The sequence below is a fragment of the Paraburkholderia phytofirmans PsJN genome, assembly GCF_000020125.1.
Classification (GTDB): domain Bacteria; phylum Pseudomonadota; class Gammaproteobacteria; order Burkholderiales; family Burkholderiaceae; genus Paraburkholderia; species Paraburkholderia phytofirmans.
In genome coordinates this window covers 1,743,553-1,759,556 of sequence record NC_010681.1, presented here as the reverse complement: position 1 = coordinate 1,759,556, position 16,004 = coordinate 1,743,553, and the positions used below count along the sequence as shown (strand labels likewise).

Sequence of the window (16,004 nt, the reverse complement as noted above, 5' to 3'; positions counted from 1 at the left end):
GTGCGGCCGGTGTGGTGCAGCGCAACAGCCGCGAGGCGGCGATTGTACAGGCTGCGTTTGCCGCGCCTGCGGGCGCGCCGCGGGCGTCGTCGGTGGGCACGCGCTTTGGGCTCACGCGTAAAGGTGTAAATAGCTGTCGCGCTCAGGCAAAGCGGAACGCGTTAGCGTGCGCCGTCGCCCGCTGCATAATCGCCGCTGAGCTGCTGCGACAGATGCGTATAGACGGCAGCCACATGCGGCAAATGACGCGACTCCGGATGCGCGAGCACCCACACCTGCGACTCGGCTTCGTCGAGCGGCGGCGTCAATTGCACGAGATCGTCGCGGCCGCGCGCGAGAAAGGTCGGAAAGATGCCGACGCCAAAACCGCGCACCACGAGTTCGAACACCGCCATCACGCTGTTGGTCTTGTAGCGCGGCTCGACTATCGGGCAATGACGCTTGCGCCACAGCACCGAAGGGTGATCGCCGAGCGAGGCGTCCGGGGCCGCCCAGTCGCAACGCGCCAGCGCATCGACATCGGTCGCGTGAATGCCGCTGCTTTTCGCGGCGAATACCGCGATACGCAGCGGACCCACGTGCTTGCCGACCAGATGATCCGGCGCGCGGCGCGTGGCGCGCACGGCGATATCGGCGTCGCGTTTGGTGAGGCTCGCGAGACTGTTGGTCGCCGTCAGCTCGAACGACAACGCCGGATGCAGCGCCGCGAAATCGCGCAGCGCGGGTAACAGCAGACCGTAGAGCACGGTATCGGTGGTCGTCACATGAACGCTGCCGGACACGCGGTCGCTGCTCGCCTGCACCGTGGAGCGCGCCGCCGCCAGTTCGCTCTCAATGCGCTCGGCGTGACGCGCCAGTTGCGCGCCGAGCGGCGTGGCGCGATAGCCGCTGCGCGAGCGCTCGAACAAACGCTGTCCCAACCCGCGTTCGATCCGCTGCACCGAGCGAAAGATGGTCGAGGCGTCGATACCCAGACGCAGCGCGGCTTCCGCCAGCGTGCCGGCGCGCACCAGCGCGAGAATGGTCTGCGTATCCGCCGAAGTCAGTTCGTATTGCGTTTTTGCACGCATGGTTTGGCAAGCCGCCTGTTTATTCGAAACGCGATTCGGGCTACTTTTACCACACGGACTTGTCGGCCGACGAGCTTTGCCACCGGCACCTGCCGGGACTTCAACCTCATCTATGGCGGTGAAAACATGAAACTCTATTACTCGCCGGGCGCCTGTTCGTTAGCGGTTCACATTGCACTGCGCGAAGCGGATCTCGACTTCGAAGGCATCAAGGTCAATCTGCAAACGCACAAGCTCGCCAACGGCGAAGACTATTACGCGATCTCGCCGCGCGGCTATGTGCCCCTGCTCGAATTCGCCGACGGCTCTCGCCACACCGAAGGCGCTGCCTTATTGCAATACGTCGCCGATCTTGCGCCCGAGTCGAATTTGCTGCCGCGTGCGGGTTCGCCACAACGGCTCGAAGCGCTCGGCTGGCTCACGTACATCAGCACGGAATTGCACAAGACGTTCAGCCCGTGGCTCTGGCATCAGGAGACGGCAGAATCGACGAAGGCCGAATGCCGCGCCAAACTCGCCACCCGTTTTAGCGAACTCGAAAAAGTGCTCGCGGCACGCGACTATCTGACGGGACAGTTCTCCGTCGCCGATGCATATGCGTTCACCGTGCTGAGCTGGGCGCGCATGCTGTCGATCGACCTCGGTGCTTATCCGAAGCTGAAAGCGTATCTGGAGCGCGTTGCGGCACGGCCGAAGGTGCGGCAAGCGATGGTGGCGGAAGGTTTGATCCGCGCGAACGCGGCTTAACCAGCCACGCGAGTGAGAAACGTTGCGCGCCCCGGCGCGCAACGTTCGGGTCTTGCACAGTAGTGAACTACACGAGCTTTGAGAGTGTGTCCTGCGTCGTCTCGACGACCATCAAGCCGGCGCGCAACCCGGGCTTGACGGTCGCGTTCGGAAACACGAGCCGTTCCTCGTCGTGCTGCACGACATAGCGGTACTCGCCGTCGCGCGCAAGCACGGTGCCTTTCGCGAACGGCGTGAAATTCGCGACATCGGCGGCAACCAGCAATTCGAACGCGTCGCTTTGCTTGGTGATCTGATCGATCACCGTGAAAGCGCGCGGCAGGTCCGCACGAACGTGGCCACGCATGCCCGCCAGCAGGTGCCGCACCGCGTGGTCGGCGCCAGCGAAACGCGTCAGATCGTTCTGACCGAACGGACGCACCTTGCCGAGCTCCAGCGTGCACGCCTCGGCGCCGCATACCTGCGCGGTGAAATGCGAATACGTATTGCCCTTCGTGGTGTGCAACAGCACCGCGCTGATACGCGCCTCGCCGAGCCATTCGAACATGGCGCGCGAAAACGGCTTGCCGGTATGCGGCAGCAACGCGAATTGTTCGAAGGCGGACGCGCGGATCGCCGTGTGCATGTCGATATGCCAACGCGCGCCAGACTTGTTCGACGCTGCCGCGAAGAACTGCGTCGCTGCCTGTTCGAGCGCGGCGGCACGCGGTGCTTCGTAACTCTGCGGTACTTGCAGATGACGGCCGCTGAAGAGGCGATTCAGATCGTCGTCACGATAACGGCACGCGTCGCGCATGGCGTCGACGTTGCCGAGAATCACCAGCAGGCGGCAAGTCAGCGCGGCCGTGCCTTGCGCGATGTCACGCACCAGAAAACCCAGCAGTTCGATCGGCGCGGTCTCGTCGCCGTGCACGCCGGCGGAGACGAGCACGCTGCGCACGCTCTCGTCCTGCGCTGCGGGCTCCATCAACAGCACGCCGTCGTCCAGCCACGACCAGCGCACGCCGCCTGCACACGTACCCTGTGTTTCACTCGCGGCCGGTCGCGTGCCCGCCAGCGTGTAGGCGAGGAAATCGTCGAGCAGCGGCACCGGCATACCGCGCTCAGCGCTGGAAGTCATACAGCGAACCCAAACCGAGAATCTGCGTGAGTTCGTCGAGCGCGGTGCGCGATTCGGCGAGCAATTGCGGGTCGGTCAGATCGGCCGGCGCGAGGCGGTCACGATAATGTTTTTCGATCCACGTATCCAGTCGGCCGAACAACGTGTCGTTGATCCACACGCCTTGAGTCACCGCCGCGCGCTCCGCGTCGTCGAGGACGACACGCAGACGCAGACACGCCGGGCCGCCGCCGTTCTTCATGCTTTCACGCAGATCGAACACCAGCACGTCGTCGATCGGGCCCGCATGCGACGTCAGACCGTCGAGATACGCGGCCACGCGCGGATTCTCGCGGCATTCCTGCGGCACCACCAGCACCTGCTTGCCGTCGGGGCGCGTCAGCAGTTGGCTGTTGAACAGATACGAGGTGACGGCGTCGGCCACGCTCACCTGCGCGTCCGGCACTTCGATCACATTGAAGTCGGCTTTCAGCTCGGTGAGCTTCGAGCGCAATTCGTCGTACACCGCGTTCTGTTCGACGAACGCCAGTTGATGACAGAACAGCGTGTTGCGATTGCCCACCGCGATCACGTCGTTATGGAACACGCCCGCGTCGATCACGTCGGGGTTCTGCTGCGCGTACACCGTCGCCGCTTCGGCGAGGCCATGACGATGCGCGACCGCACGGCTCGCCTCAAAAGTTTGACGCGCCGGGAAGCGCTTCGGCTCCGGACCGCGACGGTACTCGCTACGGCCATACACGAAGAATTCGACGCCACGTGCCGCATAGTCCGCGCAGAAGCGCGTGTGATTCGCCGCGCCTTCGTCGCCGAGCGCGGGCGTGCCGGGCAGCGCCTCGTGCACCACGAAGCGGTCGGCGTCGTTGAAGATCGCGCGCAGCGTGCGGCGCGTCGACTCGTGTTCGATCGCGCGATGCAGCTTGCTGCACAGATTGGCCGGCGTGAAATGCACGCGGCCGTCGTGCGTATCCGCGGATGGGCTCACGGTCGCCGCATTCGCGGTCCACATCGCCGACGCCGAACTCGCGGCGGCCAGCAACTCGGGCGCGTCTTTGGCCACACGCGCGATTACGGTGGCGTCGTCGCCGGAGAAACCGAGCTCGCGCAACAGACGCATCGACGGACGCTCCTGCGGCGGCAACACGCCCTGATGAAAGCCGAGATCGGCCAATTGCTTCATCTTGCGCAGGCCCTGACGCGCCGCCGCCTTCGGATTCGCAATCGACTTCTCGTTGTTCTGCGAGGCGACGTTGCCGAACGAGAGCCCCGCGTAGTTGTGGGTCGGGCCGACCAGACCGTCGAAATTGGCTTCAGTGGCTTGCATCGTCGATCCTTAGAATTGAAGGCCCGGCGAGACGCTCGCGGGCATTTGCAGTTGCGCGCTTTCGACGGACGCCATCGGGAACGCGCAGTAGTCGGCAGCGTAATACGCGCTCGGCCGGTGATTGCCCGAGCGGCCCGGCCCACCGAACGGCGCGCCCGACGATGCGCCGTTGGTCGGCCGGTTCCAGTTGACGATGCCGGCGCGGATGGTGCGCTGGAAGTGCGTCCAGAGCGCTTCGTCGTCGGCAAGCAGGCCGGCGGAGAGGCCGAATTCGGTGTCGTTGGCTTGCTCCAGCGCTTCGTTGAAGCTACCGTAGCGGATGATTTGCGCCAAAGGACCGAAGTGTTCTTCGTCCGGCAGATTCTTGACATTCGTCACGTCGAGAATTGCGGGTGTGACGAAACCGAGTTTCGGATCGCGCTGCTCCATCTTGAGCAACGCCTTGGCGCCGTCGGCCAGCAGGCGTTCTTGCGCGGCGACAAGTCGCGACGCGGCACGCGCCGAAATCACGGCGCCCATGAACGGCTGCGGATCGGCGTTGTATTCACCAACTGTGATGCGCGACGTGACTTCGGTGAAGCGCTCCATGAAACGATCGCCGCCCGCGTCGTTCGGCACGAAAATACGGCGCGCGCACGTGCAGCGCTGCCCCGCCGAGAGAAACGCCGACTGAATCGTGTGATGCACGGCGGCATCGACATCAGCCACTGGTCCGATCACGAGCGGATTGTTGCCGCCCATTTCCAGCGCCAGCACGATTTCCGGGCGGCCGCCGAATTGCTTGTGCAGCAATGTTCCGGTATCCGAACTACCCGTGAAAAACAACCCGTCGATCTGCCGATGATTCGCCAGCGCAATGCCGGTATCCTTCTCGCCTTGCACGAGGTTCAGCACGCCCGTGGGCAAACCTGCATCGCGCCAGATCTGCACGGTGAGCGCGGCCACGCCGGGCGCGAGTTCCGACGGCTTGAACACGACCGCATTGCCCGCGATCAGCGCCGGCACGATATGCCCGTTCGGCAAGTGGCCCGGAAAGTTGTACGGCCCAAACACCGCCACCACGCCATGCGGACGATGCCGAAGCACGGCTGTGCCGTCCGCCATCGCCGAACGCTTTTCGCCGGTGCGTTCGTTATAGGCCTGGATCGAGATCTCGACCTTGGCCGCCATCGAAGCCGCTTCGGTGCGCGCTTCCCACAACGGCTTGCCGGTTTCGCGGCCGATCGCTTCCGCCAGCGCCTCTTTGCGCTCCGTCACGAGCGCGGCGAAGCGGCGCACCACGCCGCAACGCTCGTCGAGGCTCAACGCCGACCACGCGGGGAAGGCGCGGCGTGCGCTGCGCACCGCACGGTCGACGTCGTCCGCCGAGGCGCTGTTGCCTTCCCATACCGCCGCGCCCGTGCCCGGGTTGTGCGACGCGAATGCGGGTCCTGTGCCGGCGGCCCATTCGCCGTCGATGAAAAGCTCGCTCATGATCATCCCTGTTTGTGTTTCTGCGGCAGCACGCGCACGAGGTCGCCTGCCTTGACGTCGAGTGCCGCGGCTTCGGTCGCGCTCAGGCGGAACACGCCGTCCTGCGGCACACCCGCCACCACGCCGACCCGAAAATCGCCAAGCGAGGTGTTCGACACCATCGATTTCGGTCCATCCTGCGGCGCGCCCGAGGCGCTCGACGGCGCGATTTCAACCGGCACCACCACGCTCTCGCGCACCGTGCGCAAGTCGGCGATATGGCATTCGAGCACCGGACCGGCATCGAAGATATCGACGTGATTCTCGTAACGCAGCCCTTCGGATTCGAGCATGCGGCGCGCGGGAATCGTGTCGTTATGCGTGAGGCCGACGCATTGCTGCGCCTCTTCCGGCAACAACTCGACATACACCGGATAGCGCGGCATCAACTCGGCGAGAAACGCCTTGCGGCCATGCGAACTCAGATAGTCCGCCGCGTTGAAATCGATCTGGTAGAAATGCGAGCCGACTGCGCGCCAGAACGGCGAGGTGCCTTCGGCGTCGAAATGGCCGCGCAATTCCGCGCACAGACGCTGCGGAAAACGCTCGCGAAACTGCGCGAGAAACATGAAGCGCGAACGCGAGAGCAAACCGCCCACGCCGCTCGTGCGATAACGCGGGCTGAGGAACAGCGAGCACACTTCGGCGTAGCCCGTCAGGTCGTGCGAGATGTTCAGCGCGCGCATGCGCGTCCAGATGCCCAGGTCCTGGCTCGCGTGCACCACCGTGCTCACGCGATAGTTGTAGAACGGCTGTTGCAGCCCGACCGCGGTTTCGATCCCGCACACACCGGCGACGTCGCCCGTGTCGGTGTCTTCCATCACGAAGAAGTAGCCGGCTTCATGCGCCTCGGCCTTGTCTTCCATCGTGCGGCGCGCGCGTTCCACGCGTGCCGCGAGTGCGTCGCGATCCGGCTTGAAGGTGGTCAGTCCCGGACCGGTTTCCTGCGCGAGCCGCATGAGCGCGTCCACATCGCCTCGTTGCACAACGCGAACGACGATCATTGTGCCTCTCCCGATTGTTCATCCCGATGCGGCTGGTGCAGCCGCACGCAGCGCACCGTATCGCCTTCTTCGACGCCGAGCGCCGCGCCCGCCGCGTGCGGCAACGACGCGCCGGCTTCTTTACCCGCTGCCAATTCGCCGAGCACGCAGCGGAACTCGCCATCGGCGCCGTTATGTGCGATCAGATACGTCGAACCGTCGGCAGACGCATTGTTCTCGTGCACCACACGCGTTTCGTTGCGCGTCACGCAAGCGCTGCGATCCACCTGCGCGGTCAACACCGGGCCCGCGTCGAAAATGTCGATATAGCGATCCGTCTCGAAGCCTTCTTCAAGGTGGATGTCATACGCGAGCAAAGCCTTCGAATCCGGCTCGCCGAGCACGCGCTGCGCCGCCTCGGGCAGCAGCGGCACATAGATCGGATACGTGGGCATCACTTCGGCGATGAACGTGCGGCTGCGGCCACCCGATTCGATCTCGATGTCGGCGAAGTTGCGGCCGAAGAACTTGCGCCCCACTGCTTCCCAGAACGGCGATACGCCGTTCTCGTCAGTGACGCCGAGCAGCAGCGAAAACACCTCCGGCGTGAAGCGTTTGCGATTGGCGGCGATATACATCATCCGCGCGCGCGACATCAGATGCGCGGCGGCGTCGCCACGCAGCGACGGATCGATGTAGTAGCCCGCGAGGCGGCTCTTGCCGGTCAACTCATGCGACATGGTCAGCGCGTGAATCTTGCGGTTCACATGCAGTTCGCGCGACGCATGAATCAGCGCGTCATTGCGAAACGCGTAGAACGGGTCCGAATAACCGGCCGCGGCGACAATGCTCGCCGTGCCCATCAGCTTGCCGCTCTCCGAATCTTCGAGCACGAACAAATAGAACTCCTCGCCCGGAAAATCGACTTCCGCGCGAAACGAGTCTTCCGATAACGCGACGCGCGCTTCGAGCGCACGCCGGTCGTGCGGCAGGGAATGCAGCACCGGTTGCGCGGTGCGCGCCATATGTTCGAGCGCGTCGAGATCGGCGAGGCGGCCTGGGCGTACGAAGAGCATCATCGTTCCTGTTGAATGTGACGCATGATCAATGCCGTGGATCAGTTCGACGCGGCTTCGGCCTTCGCGCCGACAATGCTTTCGATGGCCTTGGCGAGTCGCTCGAAGCCTTCGTTCATGTCGTCGAGCGGCATGATCAGCGACGGCACGAAACGCAGCACGTCGGGACCGGCCATCAGCATGATCACGCCGTGCTGGCCTGCTGCCGTGACGAAATCTTTCGCGCGGCCCTTGAACGCCTCGTTCAATTCCGCGCCGATCAGAAGACCCCGGCCGCGCACTTCCGTGAACAGGCCGAAGCGTTCGTTCAGCTTCGCGAGGTGGCCTTTCAGCGCTTCACTGCGCGAGCGCACGCCTTCGAGCAGCTTCGGATCGCTGACCAACTCGACCACCTTCTCAGCGATCGCCGCGCCCAACGGATTGCCGCCGTATGTTGTGCCATGCACGCCGACCTTGAAATACGCGGCCAGTTCGTTGGTGGTCAGCATCGCGCCGATCGGGAAACCGTTGCCGAGCGCTTTCGCCGTGGTGAGAATGTCCGGCGTCACGCCCGTTTCCTGGTACGCGTAGAAATAGCCGCTGCGGCCCACACCCGTTTGTACCTCGTCAAAAATCAGCAGTGCGCCGTGCTGATCGCAGGCTTCGCGCAACGCCTTCAGGAACGCCGGATCAGCCGGGATCACGCCGCCTTCGCCCTGAATCGGCTCGACGATCACCGCGCAGGTTTGCGCGCCGATGGCTTTCTTCACGGCTTCGATGTCGTTGTACGGCAGATGTGTGATGCCGGCAGGCACCGGGCCGAAGCCTTCCGAGTACTTCGGCTGGCCGCCTACGCTGACCGTGAAGAACGTGCGGCCATGGAACGACTGCGTGAACGAGATGATTTCGTATTTATCCGCGCCGTGGCGGTCGAACGCGACGCGGCGCGCCAGCTTCAACGCGGCCTCGTTCGCTTCCGCGCCCGAGTTGGCGAAGAACGCGCGGTCGGCGAACGTCAGGTCTTCGAGGCGTTTGGCGAGGCGCAACACCGGCTCGTTGGTGTAACCATTGCCGATATGCCACAACTTGCCGCCCTGTTCGTGCAGCACGTTCAGCAACTCAGGATGTGCATGGCCCAGAGCGGTGACGGCGATGCCGCCGGCGAAGTCGATATAGTCGCGGCCTTGCGTATCCCAGACGCGTGAGCCGAGACCGCGATCCGGTACGAAGGCGGCGGGCGAAAACACCGGCACCATGACTTCGTCGAAGGTCTGGCGTGTCACTGTCAGGTCGTTCATGGCAAATCCTCGTTACAGGTGAGAGGTAATACAGGTAGTGTAGGAAACCGCACGCGATACGTCTTGCGCATACGCGACGCTTTCTATGAGGTTCCACGCGAATCGCGCCACAGTTTGGCCCGGGCCGCGCACCCGCTCGCTTCAATCCGCCTGATCCGGCCGCTCGATCAGCGCGCCGGGCCGCGGCTCGCTGGCCGCGGCGCCGCTTGCGCCAGTCTGCTTGTCGATCCAGTTACGACGATCCTCGCGCGGTGTGACACCAAAGCGTTCACGGTACGCATTCGAAAAGTGCGCCGCCGACGAAAACCCGCAAGCCAGGCTGATCTGCACCACCGACTTGCTGGTGCGCTGCAATTGCGTGCGCGCTTTCGAAAGCCGCAGCCCCAGATAGTATTTGGACGGCATCGAGCCGAGATACTGGCGAAACAGGCGTTCCAATTGCCGCCGCGACACGCCGATCAGACCGGCGATCTCGTCGGTGGTGAGCGGGTCTTCGATATTCGCTTCCATCAGCAGCAACGCGTCGTTCAGGCGCGGATGACGCTCGCCCGGCGCGGTCACGAACGGAATGCGCTGACGTTCCTCGCCCGCGCGCAATACGCCGACGCCGAGCGTGTCGGCAATCCGGTCCGCGAGTTCGGGGCCGTGCTCGCGGCCGATCATCGCCAGCATGAAGTCGACAGTCGCCTGGCCGCCCGCGCAGGTTGCGCGATCGCGGTCGATTTCGAAGATCTGTTGCGTGACGATGGAGCGTTCGAACTGCTCGGAGAACTGCTGATAGGTTTCCCAGTTGACGCTCACACGATAGCCGGACAACTGCCCTGCCATGGCAAGCCACCACACGCCGTGATGAATGCCGGTGACGAGCGGCGTGCGCTGCCCGACGCGTGAGAGGCTGGCGAGAAAGAGGCGATAGTCGGCGAATTGCTGAAAGCGCTCGCTGACGATGATCAGCCAGTCGCATGCAATCGCGTCGCCGAACGCGGCGTCGGCGGGCCAGTGCGCGCCGCCCGCGAGCGGCACCGCGCGGCCGTCCCACGAGCACACCTGCACGCGGTACAGCGCGCGGCCGTCGATTTCGTTGGCGAGATTGAGCGCGTCGACAATCGGCCCGACGCCCGACATCGACACGGGCGGCAAGGCGACGATGGCAACCTGCGTGGTGCGAGCCGGGTTGGACGTGCGAGCCATCGAGTGAATCCGCGCGAACCGCGCGTTACTTCAGGCTGCCGGACAGGAACTGCTTGAGCCGTTCGCTACGCGGCGCGCTGAGCACTTCAGCGGGCAGGCCTTCTTCTTCGGTGCGGCCTTGATGCAGGAACATCACATGGTTCGACACGTTGCGCGCGAAACCCATTTCGTGCGTAACGACGATCATCGTGCGGCCTTCTTCGGCGAGCTTCTGCATGACCTTCAGCACTTCACCGACCAGTTCGGGATCGAGCGCGGAAGTCGGCTCGTCGAACAGCATCACGTCGGGGTTCATGGCCAGCGCGCGGGCAATCGCCACACGCTGCTGCTGCCCGCCCGACAGATGCGACGGATACTGCTTTTCGAGGCGCGGCGCGAGACCGACCTTCTCCAGATATTCGCGCGCGCGGTCTTCGGCTTCCTTGCGCTTCAGACCCAGCACGTGAATCGGCGCCTCGACGATGTTCTCGAGCACATTCATGTGCGCCCACAAGTTGAAGTGCTGGAACACCATGGCGAGCTTCGTGCGGATTCGCTGCAACTGCTTGTGATCGGCGACTTCGAGATTGCCGGCGCGATCGGTTTTCGTCTTCACCATCTCGCCGTCGACGACGATCTGCCCGGCGTTCGGCCGCTCGAGGAAATTGATGCAGCGCAGGAAGGTGCTCTTGCCCGACCCGCTCGCGCCGATGATGCTGATCACGTCGCCCTTGTTCGCATTGAGCGACACGCCCTTGAGCACTTCGTTGTCGCCGTAGCGCTTGTGGATGTCCTGTACGGCGAGCTTGCAAGCTTCGGTTTGAGTCGTGTGGAGCAAGATGCTCTCCCTTTGAAAATACGGATCAATCTAGGTGACCGCGCGAGAATAACGCGCCGCCCACTGCAAACACGGCGCGATTCAATGCGTGCGCACCGCCAGGTAACCCAGCCAATGACGCTCGGCGCGACGGAACAAAGCCACCAGCACGAACGACACCACGAGGTAAATCAGCGCCGCGAGGCCGAACGCATCGAACGATTGGTAAGTGGCCGAGTTCGCGTCGCGCGCCACCTTCAGGATGTCCGGCACCGTGGCCGTAAAGGCGACCGTGGTGGCGTGCAACATCAGGATCACTTCGTTACTGTACAACGGCAAGGCCCGGCGCAGCGCGGACGGTATCACAATGCGCCGGTACATCGTGAACCAGCTCATGCCGTAGGCGCGCGCCGCTTCCACTTCGCCGTGCGAGGTCGAGCGGATCGCGCCGGCGAAAATCTCCGTGGTGTACGCGCAGGTGTTCAGTGCGAAGGCGAGAATCGCGCAGTGAAAACCGCTGCGGAAAAATGCGTCCAGCAGTTGATGCGAGCGCACGAATTCGAGGCTGTACATGCCGGTATAGATCAGCAGCAATTGCACGTACAGCGGCGTGCCGCGAAACACGTAAGTGTAAAGACGCACCGGCGTGGAGAGCCAGCGCTTCTTCGACACGCGCGCCACCGCCAGCGGAATCGCCGCACAAAAACCGATCCCGACCGATGCCACCAGCAGCCACAGCGTGACCGCGAGTCCGGACATGCGCTGGCCGTCCCAGTACAGGAACGCGCGCCAGAATTGATTGAGGATGTCGATCATGGTCTCAGAGCTCCGCGTGCCGCACGCCGATCGAATAGCGCTTTTCCAGCCAGATCAGCACAAGATTCGACGCGGTGGTGATCGCCAGATAGATCAGCGCGGCGACCAGGATGAAGAAGAACATGTTGAAGGTGCTTTTGCCGGCGTCCTGCGCGGCTTTGACCACGTCGGCGAGACCGATGATCGACACCAGCGCCGTCGCTTTCACCAGCACCTGCCAGTTGTTGCCGATGCCCGGCAGCGCGAAACGCATCATCTGCGGGAACAGGATGCGCGTGAACACGCGCGCGCCGCTCATGCCGTACGCGCTGCCCGCTTCGAGCTGGCCGCGCGGCACCGCCAGAAACGCGCCGCGAAAGGTCTCGGTGAAGTACGCGCCGTAGATGAAGCCGAGCGTCAGCACGCCGGCCACGAACGGGTCGATATCGAACTGCGGGAGGTTCAGCGCGTCGGTGAGATTGTTGACCGCGATCTGGATGCTGTAGAACAGCAGCAGCATCAGCACGAGGTCGGGCACTGAGCGGATCAGCGTCGTATAGCCGGTCGCGATTGCCCGCAGCGGGCGGTTGAACGAGAGTTTCGCCGCTGCGCCCGCGAGACCGAGCAGCACGGCGGCCGCCAGCGACAGGACGGACAGCTCGATCGTCTGGATCGTGCCGGCCAGCAACACCGGACCAAAGCCGTATAGGAACACGCGTGTCTCCATCCAGGTTGTTTGAGGATGTACCGGATGGTGTCGGCTTGTGTCTGCCCCACTCGTCCAGCATGGCGCGCAGTCTCGCAAGCGAAAATTAATTTCTCAAAGGCGCGCGCAGGCTTTGTTGCGATGCAACAAGACGTGCTTTGGCGCGCTGCGCGGCTTGCAGGGCTTGGTTTTGCAGGGCATTGGCGTTTGTAAGGCGGAAAGCGCGTGCGGGGCGCCGCCGCGATTTAGCAAGTTTCGGGTCGCTTTTTCGATAGACGCTAATCGATCCCCAGCCTTGCGCGGATCGCCGGCAGCATATATTCCACCGCCGCGCGCCCTTCCTCGATGGCCGGCGCCGCGCGATGAAAGTCGAAAATCCCCATGCCGCCCAGGCGCGGCTGAATCAGGATATCCGCCGGCTCGCCCGCGAGGCGGCTGCGCGTAATCCGCACCTGCATGATGTCGATGCTCTGCGCAATCGAACTCAGCATGGATGGCACGCGTGCGCTCGGTGCGGGCGGCACGCGCACGTCGTCGGTGACGCGTGCGTCGGCGGGCGCGAGCCACTTCGGCCAGGGCTTGCCGTTGCGGCGCAGCGCGAGCGGCGGCGGCGCCGTCGGATCGATGGCGGGCGTGTCGACCACCGCGCCGCCGAAATCGCGGCCATTCAGAATGTCGTTGTTCAGATCGACGGCGATCACGCAGTCCGCGCGCATGCCGCGCGCCACCGAAACCGGCACCGGGTTGCTCAGGCCGCCGTCCACCAGCCAGACGCCGTTGTGCCACACCGGCGTGAAAATCCCGGGGATCGCAATCGAGGCGCGCACCGCGTCGACCACGCTGCCGTCCTGCAACCAGCTCTCGCGGCCCGAATCGAGTTCGGTGGCGACGGCCGCGAACGGCATGTTCAACTGCGCGATCGAGCGGCCGTTGAATTTGTCGGCGAACAGCTGGATCACTTTGCGCCCGCCGAGCAGGCCGCCCGAGAGCCGCAGATCCAGCAGGCGCACCACCGTCTGCCACGTGAGCCGCGAGACCCATTCCTCGAGCCAGTCGAGATCGCCGTTCGCGTACACCGCGCCCACCAGCGCCCCGATCGACGTGCCGCAGATCACATCGGGCTTGATGCCCGCATCGTGCAGCGCGCGAATCGCACCGATATGCGCCCAGCCGCGCGCGGCGCCGCCCCCTAACACCAGCCCGATCCGGCTGTATCGACGTCGACGAATCATCTTCTTCCCCGCTTCTGTCTTCTACCTGCTATCGCCCACGGATCACGTCCGAGCGCGATGTCGTGTACACCTTCTGAAACTGGTCGAAATGCACGTTGAAGATACCCTCTTCGGTCACGCCGCCTTCGCGCCACTTCCAGCTCCACACGGTTTCCGGTTTGAGCGGAAACACCGCGACCTGACCGGGTTTGCCGAGCAGGCGGCGCACTTCGTCCTCGCTCATGCCGATACGGATCTTCGCGAAGTTGGCCGCCGTGAGCACCTGGGTGATCGCCTGCAATTTGCCGTCGCGATCGATGTCGACCATGTACGTATTCAGGCCTTGCGGGCCGCGCGGATATTCAAAGCGTTTGGAACCGTCGGTGAAGGTGCGCTCGGTTTCCGGCTTGCCCCACTGGTCGCGGATTTGCGCTTCGGTCGTGACGCCCGGCGTCATGTCCTTGAGCAGCAACGCATCCGGTTTGACGGCGTTGAAGAATTCCTTGAGTTTTTGCACGGCGCGGTCGCTCGATTGGTCGTCGCAACCGGCCAGCGCGACGCACGCGGCCAGCATGGCGACAGTCAGCAGTTTGAAGCTCACAGCGAGTTTTTCCTGTACGGACGCAGGCCGCGAGGGCCGCATCCCGTTGTGTAGTGTCTGCTACAGGATAACCGCGCACGAGGAAAACCGCGAGCGGGCGCGGCAAGGCGGTGTGCGCAGTCGTACACGATGGCGCAGGCAAGCGGGGGCGATGGCGGGAGCGCGCGTGGCAAGGCACGTTGAAAACCGTCGCCACAAGCAAAAAGGCGACGCTGTGCAAAGCGTCGCTGGGTCGGTCGATTACGGTCAACCGGAAAATGGAAGCGGCCCTTGGGGCCACCTGAAAACGAAGCACCGCGGACGACGCGCAGCGGTCTGGTTCCGGACGAAGCGGTGAGCAACCTTGGCTGCTCACCTTGCGCCATCGCCGGAATGGCAAACCGCTGCTTGATTGGCCGCCCTGGTCCCTCGATAAGCCTTCCAAGTGCAGTTAATCTAAACGGATTGGCGGGTTTAGACGAGAGCGCGTTTACACCGAATCGGCAGATGATTTGCGTTGTGCGGCGAGGTTGTTAGCGTCTTGCGACGAGACGCTTCGGGCGAGTCGAGGCGCGGCCGTGTCAAGGCAGAGGGAAGCTGCGGTCGAAGCTCGTGCGCACGTCCAGGTGCGCGCGGATCACGTTGGCGGCTTCGTAGGTATCCGCCGTGCGCTGCTGGGCGGCCACGACGCTGTCGTCGATCGCCACCGGATGCACCTGGCCGCGCTGATAGACGGTCTTCAGCACATCGGTCGGCAGGCCCGTGACACGCGACTGCATCGTCGCGACTTCGTCCGGATGCGAGAGCGCCCAACGCTGGCCGATCGCCACGCGCCGCAGGAAGTCGGCGAGTTGCGCACGCTTGTCGGTGATCGCGCGTTCAGTCGCGACCTGATAGCTGAGCCCTTCGGAGAGACCGACACCGTTAGCGATGATGCGGTCGTGATCGCGCGCTTCGCCAAGCGCGGTGTACGGATCCCAGACCGACCATGCATCGACGCTGCCCGAGGCGAGCGCGGCTTTTGCATCGGCGGGCGCGAGGAATACGAAGGTCACGTCGGTGAGCGGCACGTTGGCCTTTTTCAATGCGGCGAGCGCGAGGTAGTGGCCGATCGAGCCGCGCGTCGTGGCAATGCGTTTGCCCTTCAGACTCGCCGCGTCGTGGAGCGGCGACTGCGCGCCGACGACGATCGCCAGATCCAGCGGATTCGAGCGCGTCGCCGCGACCGCCCTCACCCGCGCACCGGCGGCCAGCGCGAAGACGAGCGGCGCATCGCCGAGACCGCCTACGTCGACCGCGCCCGCATTCAATGCTTCGCCGAGCGGTTGCGCCGCCGGGAAGTTGAACCATTCGATCTTGTACGGCAGGTCTTTCAACTGGCCGGACGCTTCGAGAATGCCGCGCGTTTGCAAGGATTGGTCGCCAACCTTGAGCACCGGCACATCGGCTCCGTATGAAGGCGCAGCGCACAGCACGGCCGACGCCGCGAGCGCGGCGACGCGAGGCGCTGTGGACAACGCGCGTTTCACAAAAGATCGGATTGCGAAAGAAAAACGGGAGGTCGTCATGGGCAGCGCGTACGTCGTGGCAACGAGTTGATTTGCCATCGACGATAA

General features: G+C 64.1%; 15 protein-coding genes. 1 reads left to right on the top strand and 14 read right to left on the bottom strand.

The genetic code is table 11. The features are described from left to right. Positions 1–161: 161 nt before the first annotated feature. Positions 162–1,070: a LysR family transcriptional regulator gene (locus BPHYT_RS07730; RefSeq protein WP_012432592.1), complete on the bottom strand. Its 909-nt coding sequence runs from the start codon at positions 1,068–1,070 to the stop codon at positions 162–164. Positions 1,071–1,196: 126 nt separating this feature from the next. On the opposite strand from BPHYT_RS07730, the gene gstA reads away from it, so the two are divergent. After that, a complete protein-coding gene (gene gstA, locus BPHYT_RS07725; RefSeq protein ID WP_012432591.1) occupies positions 1,197–1,817 on the top strand; it encodes a glutathione transferase GstA in 621 nt (206 codons plus the stop codon). A 67-nt stretch (positions 1,818–1,884) separates the two neighbouring features. Here the strand turns inward: gstA and astE are convergent, their stop codons facing one another. The 13 genes from astE to BPHYT_RS07660 form a co-directional block, all read right to left on the bottom strand. Further along, positions 1,885–2,937 (bottom strand): succinylglutamate desuccinylase, encoded by a 1,053-nt coding sequence (astE, locus tag BPHYT_RS07720; protein ID WP_238535638.1) that lies wholly within the window; start codon positions 2,935–2,937, stop codon positions 1,885–1,887. Continuing rightward, complete coding sequence (astB, locus tag BPHYT_RS07715) at positions 2,921–4,261, bottom strand: N-succinylarginine dihydrolase (RefSeq protein ID WP_012432589.1); 1,341 nt, start codon at positions 4,259–4,261, stop codon at positions 2,921–2,923. Before astB ends, astE begins: the two co-directional genes overlap by 17 nt. Before the next feature lie 9 nt (positions 4,262–4,270). Continuing rightward, complete coding sequence (astD, locus tag BPHYT_RS07710; protein ID WP_012432588.1) at positions 4,271–5,734, bottom strand: succinylglutamate-semialdehyde dehydrogenase; 1,464 nt, start codon at positions 5,732–5,734, stop codon at positions 4,271–4,273. A 2-nt stretch (positions 5,735–5,736) separates the two neighbouring features. Next, positions 5,737–6,777, bottom strand: coding sequence for an arginine N-succinyltransferase (gene astA / locus BPHYT_RS07705; protein ID WP_012432587.1), 1,041 nt, complete (start codon positions 6,775–6,777; stop codon positions 5,737–5,739). After that, positions 6,774–7,832, bottom strand: coding sequence for an arginine/ornithine succinyltransferase subunit alpha (gene aruF, locus BPHYT_RS07700; protein ID WP_012432586.1), 1,059 nt, complete (start codon positions 7,830–7,832; stop codon positions 6,774–6,776). The genes astA and aruF overlap by 4 nt, the downstream gene beginning before the upstream one ends. Positions 7,833–7,873: 41 nt before the next feature. Next, the gene (locus BPHYT_RS07695; RefSeq protein ID WP_012432585.1) at positions 7,874–9,109 is read right to left on the bottom strand and encodes an aspartate aminotransferase family protein; all 1,236 of its coding nucleotides are present in this window, start codon (positions 9,107–9,109) and stop codon (positions 7,874–7,876) included. A 141-nt stretch (positions 9,110–9,250) separates the two neighbouring features. Continuing rightward, entirely contained in the window at positions 9,251–10,300 is a 1,050-nt protein-coding gene (locus BPHYT_RS07690) for a GlxA family transcriptional regulator (RefSeq protein ID WP_012432584.1), read from the bottom strand. Between the two features lie 25 nt (positions 10,301–10,325). Then, positions 10,326–11,117 (bottom strand): ABC transporter ATP-binding protein, encoded by a 792-nt coding sequence (locus BPHYT_RS07685; RefSeq protein WP_012432583.1) that lies wholly within the window; start codon positions 11,115–11,117, stop codon positions 10,326–10,328. 81 nt (positions 11,118–11,198) lie between these two features. Continuing rightward, the gene (locus BPHYT_RS07680; RefSeq protein WP_012432582.1) at positions 11,199–11,912 is read right to left on the bottom strand and encodes an ABC transporter permease; all 714 of its coding nucleotides are present in this window, start codon (positions 11,910–11,912) and stop codon (positions 11,199–11,201) included. 4 nt (positions 11,913–11,916) lie between these two features. Continuing rightward, positions 11,917–12,606: an ABC transporter permease gene (locus BPHYT_RS07675; protein WP_012432581.1), complete on the bottom strand. Its 690-nt coding sequence runs from the start codon at positions 12,604–12,606 to the stop codon at positions 11,917–11,919. A gap of 269 nt (positions 12,607–12,875) precedes the next feature. Next, entirely contained in the window at positions 12,876–13,829 is a 954-nt protein-coding gene (locus BPHYT_RS07670) for a patatin-like phospholipase family protein (protein ID WP_012432580.1), read from the bottom strand. A 28-nt stretch (positions 13,830–13,857) separates the two neighbouring features. Next, the gene (locus BPHYT_RS07665; protein ID WP_012432579.1) at positions 13,858–14,409 is read right to left on the bottom strand and encodes a hypothetical protein; all 552 of its coding nucleotides are present in this window, start codon (positions 14,407–14,409) and stop codon (positions 13,858–13,860) included. 560 nt (positions 14,410–14,969) lie between these two features. Further along, on the bottom strand, positions 14,970–15,956 hold the full coding sequence (locus tag BPHYT_RS07660; RefSeq protein ID WP_041758851.1) for an ABC transporter substrate-binding protein: 987 nt from the start codon (positions 15,954–15,956) through the stop codon (positions 14,970–14,972). Positions 15,957–16,004: the final 48 nt, after the last annotated feature.